Genomic DNA, 15,242 nt, shown 5'->3' on the forward strand with positions numbered 1-15,242 from the left:
CCACTTCATCCAATATTATTAAAATAGCCATCATGAACTCCTTTACAACGAGAAAGCCATTTGATCTTAACAGGTTGTTTTTCAGTTTGCTGAATAAAATTATGCAACGTCCTGATTTCTATCCCATAAAGTATTATCATAGAAGAAGACGGGGAAAAAGCGAACTGGAAAGTTTATAGTTTGAAGTTTGGAAGTTTATGGTTAGGAAGTTATCAGACTTTGTATACTGACTCTGTGCATTCTGATGCTGATAGCTGACGGCTGATACCCGACCAACCGCTCATCAACTGAAAAGATATTCCACATCATCCCTCGAAAGGCTCTTGACGAAAGTGTTATCGTCTGCGATCAGATCTCGCGCTAAAGAACGCTTTTTCTCCTGCAATTGCAGGATCTTATCCTCAATGGTGTCTTTGCATATCATACGATAGGCAAAAATGTTTTTCGTTTGTCCAATACGGTGTGTACGGTCAATAGCCTGCTGTTCTACGGCAGGGTTCCACCAGGGATCCACGATATATACATAATCAGCCGCGGTAAGATTCAATCCCACGCCACCGGCTTTAAGAGAAATTAAAAATGCCCTGCAGGTATCATCGTTCTGAAAACGGTTGATGGCCTTTTCTCTTTCGTGTGCCGGAGTGCTTCCGTCGAAATATTCAAAGGGCACTTCCAGTGCTTTAAGTTTTTCCTTGATCAGGGCCAACATACCCAGGAACTGTGAAAAAACGAGCGCCTTATGATTGCTTATATTTTCGGTGATCTCTCTCGCTATTTCTTCCAGCTTGATGGAATGATTGGGATATTTTTCCGGTTCATTCATAATTGCGGGGGAGTCGCAGATCTGTCGCAGCTTCATTAACCCCTGCAAAATGGTTAGCTGCGAACGCTCAATCCCTTGTTCACTGATTACGCCTAATATCTTATTCCGGTAGTCGTTGCGGAAAGCTTCGTAAATTTCTCTTTGCTCGGTCTGCATTTCGCAAAACAGGATCGTTTCTGTTTTTTCGGGAAGATCTTTTGCCACCTGTTCTTTGGTGCGGCGCAGGATAAATGGATACAGCAGCTTTTTTAAATGTTCTTTCCTGTCCTGCTCTCCAAATTTATCAATAGGAGTAGCAAATTCATTCCGGAAATATTCAACACTGCCGAGCATGCCCGGATTCAAAAAATTCATCTGCGCATAAATATCAAATGTATTATTCTGCAGGGGCGTACCGCTCAGGCAAAGCCGGTTTTTTGATAACAGCAGGCCGGCAGCTTTGGTTACCTTGCTCTGCGGGTTTTTAATAGCCTGCGATTCATCAAGAATAACGTAATCAAAATGCATTTCCGTAAGCAACTTAATATCGCTGCGCAAAGTGCCATAAGTTGTGATAATAACGTTATAGGCATTAAAAACTTCTTTATTCCGGCCCCTGTCTCCACCATGATGAATGTGATAGGTAAGATCAGGGGTGAATTTTTTTATTTCATTTTCCCAGTTGAACATCAGGGTGGTGGGGCAAACCACTATGGCCTTCAGTGAATCATGGGTATCGCGGTAAAATTGTAAAAATGATAAGGCCTGTACTGTTTTACCCAAGCCCATATCATCGGCTAAAATGCCACCCCAGCCTACCTCGCTCAAATAATTAAGCCAGTGATAACCCGCTACCTGGTATGGACGTAAAATATGTTCCAGTCTTGGAGGCGGGTCAATTTCTTTAATGCGGTTAAATCCTCTCAGCCTGTTGTATTTCTCTTCCAGTTCTATTAAAACTTCGGCTTCATTCCTTTCTTCATACAATTCATCTATTACACTGAGATGGTATTTTGAAAGACGCAAAGAATTATTCTTGCCTTCACCTACTCTGAACAGGAGTGAGTACTTTTTTAGCCAGCCCTCGGGTAATATGCCCAGTGTGCCATCATTAAGCTGAACAAACTGCTGTTTATTAACCAGCGCTCTTTTAATTTCGTCTATGCTTACCTGCTGGCCGTCAAACACTACTTTTACTTTGGCATCGAACCAGTCCATGCCACTGCTGATATGAATTTCAGTAGAAGGACGGGCTGTATTAAAGCGAAAGTTTTTCAGCACATCAAAACCCACTACCGGCACATTCATTTCTTTCATGCTGTCAACAAACAAAAAGAACCAGTTGTTCTTTAAAACATCCGCACCTTTTAAAGCCAGTGTGGCCGCACCTTCGGGATGAATGAAATTGGAATGAAGACTTTCTAACTTTTTTATAAATTGTAACTCCACCTGCCGGTTCCTGTGAATTTCCAGCACTTTATCGTTTATCGGCAGCGTAATGATATCTTTTGCATTAAACCGTGTTTCAAAGCCTTTGTAGGAAAATACAGGTACAAACAACAGGTAATCTCCTTTTTCCTGCAGCAGTACTTTCACTTCCGGATCGCCATCCTTTACTTCCTGGACAAGGTTTTCGGCAAACCGTACTTTATAATCTTTTGTTAGCGGGATAATAATTTTTTTCAGGTAATCGGGCCAATCTTCCCCCTCAATAAGCTGGTTCTCCTTTTGGGCAAACCTTTCAATTTCCATTATATCTTCCTGCCTGCTCCAGTTATAAAAAGTATCCGCATACTTAAAAACCATATAACTGTTCCATTCGTTTTCCTGTAAAGGCACTTCAGCCCCGTTTACCTGCACATAACAGGCTATTTCCACTTTTGTTTTTTGGGTATTTACATGAAAAACGGGTGTTGCTGTTTCATCAGATAGCTGAACCGGAAGGAGATTGGATGTAATGAAACTTTTCCGGTGTGGTAAAAAATAGATGAGCGGGTTATCTTTTTGTTCGTTAAACAATTTAAGCAGTTTAGGATACCAGTACTCCGTGATCAGGGATTTGGTTTCTTCGGGAAGATCATCGTCTTCATGATGGATAATGTTTTCCCAGATCCCCGAAAAAGGGGAATTGCGGCTCACATATTTATTTACTTCAGTTTCGTTCAGTTTACGGATTTGCTGCAGCAGTTGTTTATCCTGGTCTGTATACTGATCTGCATTTACAAACTTTGCAATATCAAGCTTTTCAATTTTGCCGCTAAAACTTATACCACTGTCATTTATTTCACCGCTAATGGCATCCAGTCCAAAGTAAGGGTATACTCCTTTTGTTTCATTAAATACTACGCCAATGCGGTTGGTATTTTCAGCGGGCAGCGGAACTTCTTCTTCAGCTATTACCGGTTCCTGTTCAGGAACAGCAGTGCGGGATTTGAGCAATCCACCGGATACAGGATCCGCTCTTTTAATAGAAGCATCAAGCACCCGCAAAAAAGGCTTCCCGTCTTTATAGGTAAATTCAAACTTCCCCGTCAGGTCATCATCCAGCGAATAGCCATATGCTTCCAGCAATTTATTTTTTTGCTTATCCCAGTTACGGATAGAGTCAAAATAATAAGGGCCGTAGGCATTGAGCAATTGCAGGAACAGGGCCACTTTATGTACACAAAGCGGATGTTCCTGTTCATCGCACTTGCAGGAAGTGTCAAAATTTCTTTCCTCATTTTTTTGTATTACCAAAGGGAAGGATTCGCCATTGTATACCAGGCTTGCTTCTACTCTTTCGTTTGCCGCACTTATGATATTCGCCTTTTGTTTTTGAAGTATTTTTTCGGCTTCAGTATAAATATCGGGCGAACTCAGCAGCCTGATGCTTTTAAGTTCAATATCCCTCATTTTTATGACGGTATGGCGCTGGTGATACAGTACATCTTTTTCACCGAGCACATTTTTATCTAACAGTTCCTGCAACTGGAGTAAAGCTGCTGTTTCATGGCGACAAATATCCCCCAAATTGTACGGACAGGTACAGCGAACCGACAGACCTTTGGGGTCTTTATATTTTTGGACATATACTTTGTAAAAAGTGGCATAACTGTCATCCTTTACTCTAAAGGTAACCGAACCCAGCAGGTCATCGTGTTCTATTAATTCAACGTAGCCAATAGAATGGATTTTTTTACCCCTGCGGATCACTTCATCTGTGCCATTATTATATACAAACTTAATAAGATGTGGTAAAGCCATGCTTGAGAAAAATTCAGTAATTCAAGCCCATCGTTCAGAAAAGGCTAATTGGCGAAATTACAAAAAAAAGCTCAGTAGATGGCTAAGTCAAAAAGGAAGGCATAATATTTTATGGCCGGGAATGTCCGTTGAATGCTACTGCCAGCTTCCCTTCGGCGTATACAGGCAGTATATCTGCAACATCCGGAGAAAGACAGTACTGTATGTCCTTTTCCAGTCCATAGCTGCTTAGCCGCAGGTAATGCGAAGCCTGCTTGTTTTTAACAAACTGATAAATATCCGCTTTTGCTTCCGTATAAAGCGTATGTGCTATAGTGGAAGAATCGCAGTTGATATTAAAATATCCTTTTACCCTGTCAATAACCGCTCCGGCAAACAGGGTATCTTCCAGGTTTATCCTGTCTTTCCATGCAGCACAGGCTAATACCACATTTTGTTTTTGTGCAATGAGGTGGGTGGCCACGGCTGATAAATTAGGGAAGGAACCTGTAATAATATTTTTTGCGCCTTTTTCAAGCGCCATATATAAAAGCCGGGTACCATTGGTAGTGGTAAGTATAAGTATTTTATTTTCAATGAACGTACGGGGATATTCGAATGGAGAGTTTCCATATTGCAGTCCTTCAGCTATTTTTCCATCCCGCTCTCCGGCAGTAACCGTACCGGGCTCCTTGCCTAATTCTATGCACCCGGCCACCGTATCTACAGGCACAACATAACTGGCGCCATTGTATAATGCCGTGGCGATAGTAGAAGTAGCCCGCAAAACATCAATGATTACAACAATAGTATTGTTTGCATCGTAAAGATGCAGCATGGAAGGCGAAAGCGCCGTATGTAATGCAGGTTTGTTTCCGTTCATAGTAAAACCACGCTGTCGCGAAAGCTGCAAATATCTGAAAGAAAGCGGGATTTACATAAAAGATCAGCCCATTACGGCACGCCACTTTTCCGATTCGGCATAAAGTTTTACCAGCGCATTGCGTTTGTTCAGCAAAGCTTCAAAATAATTTTTCATGAAAAGCTTTCCCAGCATGCCGCCAACGGCATCCCTGGGTTCTTCCATTTCAATGAGATCAATGACCAAAGTGCCGTTTTCAACTGGTTTAAAATGATGCTCATGCCTGAAACTTTTTAAATCCCCCTTTACCTGTTCTTCCACAAATTTTTCGGGAATATTCATCTCCAGCACCCTTGCGGTTATCATCCTGGTTTTGCCCAAATGTTTGGCAGAAAGCGTAATCGTATCGCCGGCGTTTACCAATATTCCGGCAGCGCTTGCAGATAAACTTTCATTTCTGCCTTCCAGCGCTTTTTTATACACGGTGGTATTGCGGCAAAGATCAAATACCCGTTCAACAGGGGCCTTAATGAATGTGGTAAGATGAATGGAGTTCATGGGATATTAAAGGTTTTTATAAGCATTATGTTTGTTGCACAAAAGGCAGTTTTACTACTTTCGCCTTTAGCAGTTTATCTCTTACTTCAATATACACTTCACTGTCTATATCCGCAAATTCGGTTGTTACATATCCCATCCCAATGGCCCGTCCTAAGGTAGGAGACTGCGTACCGGATGTTACCCTGCCAATTAAGTTTCCTTCTGCATCCTTAATCCGGTAATCATGGCGCGGAATGCCCCTATCCGTCATTTCAAAGCCTACTAATTTTTTGTCGGCGCCCGCTGCCTTCTGTTTTTGAAGATACTCACTTGCCGTAAAGGATTTGGTAAATTTGGTGATCCAGCCCAAACCTGCTTCTAACGGTGTTGTAAAATCATCAATATCATTTCCATACAAACAATAGCCCATCTCTAAGCGAAGGGTGTCTCTTGCGCCGAGCCCTATAGGTTTTAAGCCCATTGGGCCGCCTATCTCAAACAGGGCATTCCATACCGTGTCTGCATTACCCTCTTTACCCTGCCTACCGGCAGGCAGGTTCTCAAAGTATATTTCCACACCACCGGCCCCGGTATAACCCGTGGCGCTGATCAGCACATTGTCTATACCCGCAAATTTGCCTTTTATGAAATTGTAATATTTCAGGTTCAATATATCCAGTTCCGTAAGCGGTTGCAGCATTTTAGCCGCATTGGGACCCTGTACTGCCAAAAGGCAGGTCTTATCCGAAATATTGTGCATTTCCACATTCCCGGTATTATGATGACTGATCCAGTCCCAGTCTTTTTCAATATTAGAAGCATTAACCACCAGCATATATACTTTATTGTATTCGATACAATATATCAGCAGGTCGTCAATAATTCCACCATTTTCGTTAGTCAGGCAACTGTATTGTATTTTGCCGGCAGTAAGTTTTGATGCGTCATTGGTGGTTACCCGCTGAATGAGATCCAAAGCTCCTTCACCTTTAAATATAAACTCCCCCATATGGCTAACGTCAAAAACACCGGCATTGTTACGTACGGCAGCATGTTCATCATTAATTCCTGTATAGCTGATAGGCATATTGTACCCTGCAAACTCAGCCATTTTGGCACCGGCAGCAATATGTTTTGCTGTAAAAGCTGTTTGTTTCATGAAAATCGAATATTAAAATAATGTTAGTCTGCATGTTATCTTGAAAAGTGAGAGGTGAATAGTGAAAGGTTTAAATCATCTATTGCCTGTTCACATACCTTATACCATACCCCTTATTCTCTTCACAGTGAATACGTCAGATATTGTTAAGTTGACAATAGTATCATATTTACTGCAAACCCGCTGCTGCATAAGCGACCGGCACATCCCTGCAACCTGCCCTTTCCCTGCAACTTGTAACCTGCACCCTGCATCCCCTCCCTCTTCCTTACTCCTTACCGCCTTCCCCCTCTTCCTTAAACCAATTGCTGTACATAAGATAATTGTTAGCAATGCGGTTAATTTCTCCACTGATCAGTTCCTCCGGTACATTCTTCACTTTTTTTGCAGGTACGCCTGCATAAATGGAACCTGCTTCTACTTTTACGCCTTCTAATATTACAGCTCCCGCCGCAATAATGGAATGGCTTCCTATTTCGGCATTGTCCATTATAATGGCGCCCATACCAATCAAAACATTGTCGTGCACCGTGCAGCCATGCACAATGGCATTGTGACCAATACTAACGTTATTTCCGATAATGGTTTTTGTTTTTTGATAAGTGCAATGTATCACGGCCCCATCCTGTATATTAACTTTATTGCCTATGCGGATGGAATTAACATCGCCTCTTACCACCGCATTAAACCATATGCTGCAGTCATCCCCCATTGTTACATCCCCCACTATTGTAGCATTAGGCGCTATATAGCAATTTTGGCCAAAAACAGGAGATACTCCCTTTACGGGCAATAATAATGGCATAGCTAAACGTTTGTTTTATTTTTTGTGGGCCGGAGATAATGCATATGCGCCAACGCTTCGTTTGTGGTTTCTCCAATGCAAGCCATCTACTTATACCAATGCAATATCAAAATTTACCAGCTCAACAAATTGCTGCACTCTTTCATCAATATTGCTTTTAGTGAGTTCCTTCAGCCGGGTAGTGCCAAATTTTTCCACACAAAAGGAAGCAATTGCCGAACCGATAACAATAGCCGACTTCATGCCTTCAAAAGAAAAATCTTTGGTACTGTCTAAATAACCAACAAATCCACCGGCAAAAGTATCTCCGGCGCCGGTAGGGTCAAACACTTCATCTAACGGCAGGGCCGGTGCAAAAAATACATGATCGCCATGAAAAAGCAGGGCGCCATGCTCCCCTTTTTTTATAACCAGGAATTTGGGTCCCATTTTCATGATCTCCCTGGCAGCCCGCACCAAAGAATATTGCGCACTCAACTGCCTTGCCTCGCTGTCGTTTACCAGCAGTACATCCACCTCTTGAAGTACTTTTTCCAACTCAGTCATCGCAGTATCCATCCAAAAATTCATGGTATCCAGAACAATCAGTTTAGGACGTTTCTTTAATTGTTCTATTACACTAAGCTGAACAGCAGGCGACAAGTTGCCCAGCATTAAAATATCGGCTCCCTGGTAACTGTCAGGCACAATGGGTTCAAAATCTCCGAGAACATTTAACTGCGTTTCAAGGGTATCCCGTGTATTCATATCCATGTGATACCTGCCACTCCAGAAAAACGATTTTCTATCTTTTTTTATCTGTACTCCCTCCATCTGCACTCCCCGGGCCTCCAGCATATCCAGTTCCTCCTGCGGAAAATCGCCTCCTACAACGGAGATTTGCTGAACAGGCCTGGTGAAATTAGATGCACTCCAGGCAATATAGGTAGCTGCTCCGCCCACTATTTTATTACTTTTTCCGAAAGGCGTTTCAATTGCATCAAAAGCCATGGATCCAACAACTATCACAGACATGGTTATACATTTATCAAATGATCAATACATTGTTTTAAAACCGTGCAAAACTAAGTCAAATAAATTAAGACTTTAGGGTTTTTAACCCCCTCAGAGATATTGATTCGTTTTATTTTTGCAATATGGAATTTGAAAATTTTATTTCTACGCTTACCGCTCCTTCACCGCCCGAAATAATATCTGCTTATTTGCAGGCTATGTGGTTTGATGCTAAGGGAGATTGGGATAAGGCTCATGATATTATACAGGATATTGATGACAGCAAAGCTGCACTGATTCATGCATACCTGCACCACAAGGAAGGTGATTCCTCCAATGCCCGGTACTGGTATAATCGTGCAGGTAAGCCATTTCCTGCCGTTTCGCTGCAGCAGGAATGGGAGCAAATAGTAAAAGATTTATTGAATACGTCAAGGTAGAAGGCTGCCTGATTGCCGGATTGTGATTACAGATTTATAGAATTATGTATTTAGTTCGCAAAATCAATGGTAGCAAAGCTGTGAATTGTTTTATCAAGTCTCAGCGGGACTTGTGGTGGGTAGAATATTCCGAAGAATGCACCAAACGTTCCTTCGTAATGTCTGGTGCGGTTGTAATTAAACCATCTACCCACAAAATGTACCTATGGCACAATAAAAAATGTAATTGGTATTTAATCGGAATTTAATCAGGGCAAGGCCTGGCAAACTAAATGCATAGCCTTGTAGATTTATTTTTCTCTTACATTAATGGATATACGCCTGTTTTTGATTTTATTTTCCTCAGTGTCGTTGGGCGCCACAAAATGCGTGGGTCCATAACCTTCGGCCCCTGCTAACTGTTTGACATCTGTTCCCGATGCTTTTAGCTTTTCCAGAACCGCATCGGCCCTGGCTTGCGATAGTTTTACATTGGCGGTTGAATCGCCGGTATTATCTGTGTAGCCGCCTATTTTGATTTTGACTGAGGGAAAAGCTTTTAAAATAGCTGCGATATTATCTACCTGTTTTGAAGATGCCGCAGTAACAGTGGAGCTTCCTGTTTCAAAATTCAAATCATCAAAATCAAACCATTTGTCTTTGCTTATAGCATCGTTCGAAAGCAGGTATGTTACCAGCATATCTTCAATGCCTCCCTTATAGGCGTCAATTTCTGTATTGTCGGGTAATTTTACTTTTATGGATTCACGAACCGGCTCCATAGCTGCCGGGTGGGTTTCGGCTGGCTGCGAAGCAACAGTATCTGCTGCGGGTATTTGTATTGTATCGCTACCGCAACTTTTAAACAAGTAAAGCAACAGGGCAAAAGCCAGCACTGCCAGGATGAGGGGAAGCAGCCAGTTGCTTTTTTTCGCAGTGATTTGTGCAGGATGTACCACATGGGCACTGCTTTCTCCCACACCCGTCAAAGCAGCACCTGGCTTTGATGCCATTGCAGAAAGGCTGCTCAGCCCTAAGGCGCCTGCCAGGTTGAGACCGGAAGGAATTGCGGAAAGGATATTATCTTTTTGTGAGGCTAAAAAAGAAGCGATCCCCGAAGCGCCAAGATTATTATCTGAAGCATATTTGCCGAGGCTTCCCAAAGCAGCAGGCGCCACCATATTCAGCAATGAGGAAGCAGAGGATTGCTTAATACCGGAAAATCCTGAAATAAGGCTGGAAATAGTGCCTGATTTATTACCAAATAAATTGCCCGCCATGCTCAACAAACCCGAAAACGTTCCGCCACTGCCTTCTAACAATCCTCCGGGATGGCTTAATAGGCCGCTGCTGCCCGCCTGTTTAGCGAGATCTAAAAGCGATTGAGCCCCGTCACCACTTTCTGCTTTGTTTAAAAAGCCGGCTAAAACCGATGGTACCGCTCCGCTTAATGCTTTCTGAATACCGCCTTCATTCTCTCCAAACGCAGATGCAGCCTTGCTTATCAGATCATTACTGAAAAGATTGTTAACAGAATCAACAAGATTGAATGCCATAGTGGTTAGATTTAATTGTGTACAATTTGGATTCGAAGTAGTTAAAAATGTTGTGCCGTCAATAGCAGCTACTGCAAACGTATAAAAAATACATCTTATACTTTAGTATAAATTTAGATCTGTTAAGGGTTTATTTGCCGATAGACCAGCGAAATAATTGGTTTGCATTACTTTATATTAAATATCTTTGCAGTGATATTTAATTGGGGTAATTAAATCCAATTCATCTTTTATATTTATAAGATTGATTTTGTTTCTTTACTGCATATTATGATCACTGAAACCAACCATTGCATCAAAAGTTTTTAAGTTCTGTTTATATTCGTAAAAACCTTATCCGAATATGTTTGTACATAATCCTGTGAATGATAAAATTACTATTTTAATAGTTGATGATCATAAACTGATCAGGGACACCTGGTCGTTTATATTAAACAGCGATCCGCGCTTTCAGGTTATTGCTGAAACCGATTCCGGGAAAGATGCTATTGGCCTTGCTGAAAACAATCATCCCAACATCGTATTAATGGATATTAATATGAGCCCGATGAACGGTTTTGAAGCCACAAAAGAAATCCGGAAAGTATCACCCGAATCAAAGATCATTGGTGTTTCTATGCATTCCCAACCCGCCTATGCAAAAAAAATGCTTCAGGTTGGCGCTATGGGTTATATCACAAAAAACTCCTCTAAAGAAGAAATGATTGGCGCCATTAGTGAGGTGGCACACGGCAACAAATATATCTGCCATGAAGTAAAGGCCATCCTTTCCGAACAAATCCTGGAGGATAACGAGAAGCCTGACATTAATCTCTTATCGCAGCGGGAAATAGAAATAATTGACCTTATTAAACAGGGGCAATCCTCAAAGGAAATTGCACAACAATTAAACATAACACTTAAAACGGTAGAAGTTCACCGGCACAATATTCTAAAAAAACTGAACTTAAAAAATACGGCGGCACTTGTAAATTTTATTAATAACGCCGGGATGGCGTAACGCCAGCCAAAAATCAATTATTTTACATAACAATTCATTCCTGCTTCACGGAGGCAGGTTTTTATGCATTAAACATGTCGGCACTTTCTGTCACTATCATTCAAACCCAGTTGCATTGGGAAGATAAAACAGCCAATCTGCGGATGTTAATGGAAAAGATCAATGCTATCCCGGAGAAAACGGAAATCGTTATTCTGCCTGAAATGTTCAGTACAGGGTTTAGCATGCACCCGGAGATTTTGGCCGAAAAAATGGATGGCACTACTATAGAATGGATGAAAAAGGCGGCTGCACATAAAAAAGTAGTCCTCACCGGCAGTGTGATTATTGAGGAAGAGGGGAACTACTTTAACCGCATGATATGGATGCTGCCCGATGGTAATTATGGTTATTACGATAAACGGCATTTATTTGCTTATGCTTCGGAAGATCAATGCTATACTGCCGGAAAAAAAAGGCTCATCGCTTCAGTAAAGGGATGGAAGATTAACCTGCAGGTTTGTTATGATCTTCGATTTCCGGTTTGGGTGCGGCAAAGAAATTTTCCCCGGCAGGGAGACGGAATGGCAACACACAATGAATATGATCTTATTATTTATGTGGCCAATTGGCCGGAACGGCGCAATCACGCGTGGAAAACACTGCTCCAGGCCAGGGCTATAGAAAATCAATGTTATGTGGCGGGCGTTAACCGTGTAGGAAACGATGGAAATGATATATACCATAGCGGCGATTCCATGATTATTGATCCGCTTGGTGAAGTGCTGTATACGCAAGCGCATAAGGAAGATGTTTTTACCTGCCTTTTGCATAAAGACAAACTTGAAGAAGTACGCATGAAATTTCCTTTCTGGAAAGATGCTGATAGCTTTTTAATTGATCCCTGAACCCCATAATTATATGTAATGAAGACAGCCTGGTTGAACTGCAGCATCTATACCGGAAATAAAAAGGAAACGGGCAAAGCCATCCTGGTTAACAATAATGTTATTGAAGGAGTGGTTGATGAAAATGAGATTGGGGAAGCATATGTTGTTAAAGACCTTGGCGGACTTAATATAGCGCCTGCTTTTATTGACCTGCAGATTTATGGTGGCGATGGCTGGTTGTTTTCGGCCGAATTGAATACAGGTGCTATTGATGCTACTTACCGGTATTGCCTCGGAGGTGGCTGTACACAGTTTATGCTTACCATGGCCACCAATACCATTGAAAATTTTTTGAAAGGCATTGAACTGGTGAAGCAGTACTGGCAACAAGGCGGCAAAGGCGTGCTGGGATTGCATATGGAAGGACCTTATCTTAATCCTGCAAAAAAAGGAGCGCATGTTTTGGAATACATTAAAAAGCCCACCATTGACGAAGTAGCCATGCTGTTAGAAAAGGGTAAAGGTGTTCTTAAAATGATGACAATAGCGCCTGAAGTATGTGATGAGGAAATAATAAGGCTGCTCATTAACAATGATATTATTGTTTCGGCCGGGCATAGCAATGCCACTTACGCCGAAGCCACAAAAGGATTTGCTTTGGGCATTCCCGCTGCTACACATTTGTTTAATGCTATGTCGCCATTCCAAAGCCGGGAGCCGGGAATGGTTGGGGCTGTTTATAATAATGATACCGTTAAAAGCAGTATTGTGCCGGATGGGATACACGTTGATTTTGTGTCGCTGCGCATCAGCAAAAAAATTATGGGTGACCGCCTCTTCTTTATAACAGATGCTGTTGCCGAAACCGCTAAAGGTGAATACCAGCATGTATTTAAGGGCGACCGTTATACACTTCCCAACGGAACGCTTTCGGGTTCCGCTTTAACCATGATGCAAGCGGTAAAAAATGCGGTGCAGCATGCAGGCATACCTCTTGAAGAAGCATTGCGCATGGCATCTGCCTATCCTGCGCAATTGTTAAAAACCAGTGTGCCTTTAGGGAAAATAGAAGCAGGTTATGCCGCGGAGTTCGTGGTTTTTAATGATGCGCTGGAAGTGAAGGAAGTGGCTACTGCCTGATAATTTGTCCAACGCCGGAACCCTCCATAATAAGCCCGGCACGGAACCCACAGCCTGTCGCCCTGATGCAGGAAAGATAATCCACCTCCGCCATTGGGGATTACTCTTCGACCCTTAAAAATGATCGCGCATCATTTTGGATCAGTTCAGGGTCTCGTAAATGACGTTCAGTGTCATTACCTTACAATCTTCCGAACATAGTTATTACCCGGAGTTCTGGCTGTTAAAAAATAAACGCCATTGCTTAGGCCCTGTAATCCATCCATCATATAGCTGTACCTGCCGGGTGTGCACTGCAATTGCTTAAGCATTAGTGTTCTTCCGTGCATATCTGTGATGCTGAACTGAACGGGTTGGCGTTTGTCGCTGTAAAAGCTGATGTCTAATTTATCCCTGAAAGGATTGGGCGCCACAATCAAATTGAATTGCATATTGCTGCTATCCTTTACGCTCAGTGTTTTACTGTATGTATATTTTCCATCGGGTGAAATGATCTTAACCCGGTAAAATCTCTGTGCGGATACCAGGGGTTCTTTATCTGTAAAACGGAACAGTTGGGAGCCGGTATTCGTGTTGTACACTTTGCCTATAGACCTGTATGCTCCGTTGCCATTATCAGAAGCTTCCACTTCAAAATAGGCAGCGCCGGCTTCACTATATTCCCAGGTAAGCACTACTTCGTTAGTGCTGATGCGCGATGTGAAATTGGCAATGCCGAAGGGGAGGACGTATTGGGCTGTCCAGGCATCGGTGTTTAATCCGTATAAACTTTGCTCTTCTCCTGAGATGAAATTTTCATTGGCAATTAAAACACGGGTTTGGTTAACAGCGGTGATACTTTCAAGCTGGTATCCGCCATTTGTAAGGCTAATACTTCTTTTGTTGCCTGTAGTAAATAAAGAATTCATATCCGAAAAGCCGGAGATCATCCAAATGGCGCCGTACGAAAATATGTTGCTACCCAACAAAACAACAATATTATCATTGGCTTTTGTAGCGCTTGTAATTAAGGCTCCCGTACTGAAACTCTCAAGGTATGTGGCGACATGCGTTCCTGGTGTAGCAGGTAATGTATAATGTTTGCTACCGTTACCATCCCAATTTTTAGTAAACAAGTGCAACATGCCATTATGATAAATCACCGCTTCGCAATCAAAAGGAGTAGAATTGGCTCCTACCGGGCTGGGAGGATCGGGCTGATCTTCATACCTGAAATTGATGGTTTCTATATCTGCCGCAGGCACCGTACCCGTGGTTCCGGTAATATCTGCAATGCTTTGCACAGGAACCCGGTAAAATTTAAGATCGGTTCTGGCTCCGTTAGCATTATTCCCAAAATCACCCACATATATATAGGTCCCGTCTGTTGTAAGGTCTTCCCAGTCAACATTGGTGGTACTTTCTAATGTAATTGTTTGATCAATAGCGCCGCTTGTTGAATCCAGCACATAAATAGCATGGGCATTCCCTCCATCATTCAGCGCATACAATTTACCATTAATATGGATCATACCGCTTATTTCTGCAAGCGTTGAGGAAAGATCGGCTTTTTTAGTAAGAGAACCGCTTGTAGTACCATATGTGCATGAACCATTATTAACCGTGGCCGATGGCTCATAGTTATTAGCCAATGGATCCATACAACCCGGCACATCCTGTGCACGAAGGGAGTAGCTTGCTGTAAAGCACAGCAAAAGCGCAATAAAAATGATACGCATTTTATATAATTACTTTAAAGTTTCCTTTTGTAAACAGAGGTAGAGGCCGCAGGTAACGGAGGTTCTTATATAGGGATTGACTTGATGTTAAATTTAATACAGCTACATGCTGTGATAGTGTAAGATTAGAAGTAAGACATTGGGATAAGGGATT

Annotated in this window: 13 protein-coding genes; 5 read left to right on the forward strand and 8 right to left on the reverse strand. The window is 42.2% G+C overall.

Annotation, left to right across the window (positions count from 1 at the left end):
- Positions 1–32 precede the first annotated feature (32 nt).
- Entirely contained in the window at positions 33–179 is a 147-nt protein-coding gene (locus FRX45_RS23215; protein WP_193311610.1) for a hypothetical protein, read from the forward strand.
- Positions 180–283: 104 nt separating this feature from the next.
- Here the strand turns inward: FRX45_RS23215 and FRX45_RS06835 are convergent, their stop codons facing one another.
- The 6 genes from FRX45_RS06835 to FRX45_RS06860 form a co-directional block, all read right to left on the reverse strand.
- On the reverse strand, positions 284–4,048 hold the full coding sequence (locus FRX45_RS06835) for a DEAD/DEAH box helicase (protein WP_152267666.1): 3,765 nt from the start codon (positions 4,046–4,048) through the stop codon (positions 284–286).
- Between the two features lie 109 nt (positions 4,049–4,157).
- Complete coding sequence (locus tag FRX45_RS06840; protein WP_152267667.1) at positions 4,158–4,910, reverse strand: 2-phosphosulfolactate phosphatase; 753 nt, start codon at positions 4,908–4,910, stop codon at positions 4,158–4,160.
- A 63-nt stretch (positions 4,911–4,973) separates the two neighbouring features.
- Positions 4,974–5,447: an SRPBCC family protein gene (locus tag FRX45_RS06845; protein ID WP_152267668.1), complete on the reverse strand. Its 474-nt coding sequence runs from the start codon at positions 5,445–5,447 to the stop codon at positions 4,974–4,976.
- A 25-nt stretch (positions 5,448–5,472) separates the two neighbouring features.
- Positions 5,473–6,588 carry a glycine cleavage system aminomethyltransferase GcvT gene (gene gcvT, locus FRX45_RS06850; RefSeq protein WP_152267669.1) on the reverse strand — a complete coding sequence of 372 codons (1,116 nt, stop codon included), beginning with the start codon at positions 6,586–6,588 and terminating at the stop codon, positions 5,473–5,475.
- 268 nt (positions 6,589–6,856) lie between these two features.
- Complete coding sequence (locus tag FRX45_RS06855; protein ID WP_152267670.1) at positions 6,857–7,393, reverse strand: gamma carbonic anhydrase family protein; 537 nt, start codon at positions 7,391–7,393, stop codon at positions 6,857–6,859.
- A 90-nt stretch (positions 7,394–7,483) separates the two neighbouring features.
- On the reverse strand, positions 7,484–8,407 hold the full coding sequence (locus FRX45_RS06860; protein WP_152267671.1) for a PfkB family carbohydrate kinase: 924 nt from the start codon (positions 8,405–8,407) through the stop codon (positions 7,484–7,486).
- A 122-nt stretch (positions 8,408–8,529) separates the two neighbouring features.
- On the opposite strand from FRX45_RS06860, the gene FRX45_RS06865 reads away from it, so the two are divergent.
- Entirely contained in the window at positions 8,530–8,826 is a 297-nt protein-coding gene (locus FRX45_RS06865) for a hypothetical protein (RefSeq protein WP_152267672.1), read from the forward strand.
- Positions 8,827–9,116: 290 nt separating this feature from the next.
- Here FRX45_RS06865 and FRX45_RS06870 read toward each other — a convergent pair whose 3' ends face one another.
- Complete coding sequence (locus FRX45_RS06870) at positions 9,117–10,361, reverse strand: OmpA family protein (protein WP_152267673.1); 1,245 nt, start codon at positions 10,359–10,361, stop codon at positions 9,117–9,119.
- A 343-nt stretch (positions 10,362–10,704) separates the two neighbouring features.
- Here FRX45_RS06870 and FRX45_RS06875 point away from each other — a divergent pair, with 343 nt between their 5' ends.
- From FRX45_RS06875 to nagA, 3 genes are all read left to right on the forward strand, one after another.
- Complete coding sequence (locus FRX45_RS06875; RefSeq protein ID WP_152267674.1) at positions 10,705–11,361, forward strand: response regulator; 657 nt, start codon at positions 10,705–10,707, stop codon at positions 11,359–11,361.
- 74 nt (positions 11,362–11,435) lie between these two features.
- Complete coding sequence (locus FRX45_RS06880; RefSeq protein WP_152267675.1) at positions 11,436–12,248, forward strand: amidohydrolase; 813 nt, start codon at positions 11,436–11,438, stop codon at positions 12,246–12,248.
- Positions 12,249–12,266: 18 nt separating this feature from the next.
- Positions 12,267–13,370, forward strand: coding sequence for an N-acetylglucosamine-6-phosphate deacetylase (gene nagA, locus FRX45_RS06885; RefSeq protein WP_152267676.1), 1,104 nt, complete (start codon positions 12,267–12,269; stop codon positions 13,368–13,370).
- A 176-nt stretch (positions 13,371–13,546) separates the two neighbouring features.
- Here the strand turns inward: nagA and FRX45_RS06890 are convergent, their stop codons facing one another.
- On the reverse strand, positions 13,547–15,088 hold the full coding sequence (locus tag FRX45_RS06890) for a T9SS type A sorting domain-containing protein (RefSeq protein ID WP_152267677.1): 1,542 nt from the start codon (positions 15,086–15,088) through the stop codon (positions 13,547–13,549).
- Positions 15,089–15,242 lie beyond the last annotated feature (154 nt).

Origin of the sequence: Agriterribacter humi, assembly GCF_009192765.1 — a bacterium.
Classification (GTDB): Bacteria; Bacteroidota; Bacteroidia; order Chitinophagales; family Chitinophagaceae; genus Agriterribacter; species Agriterribacter humi.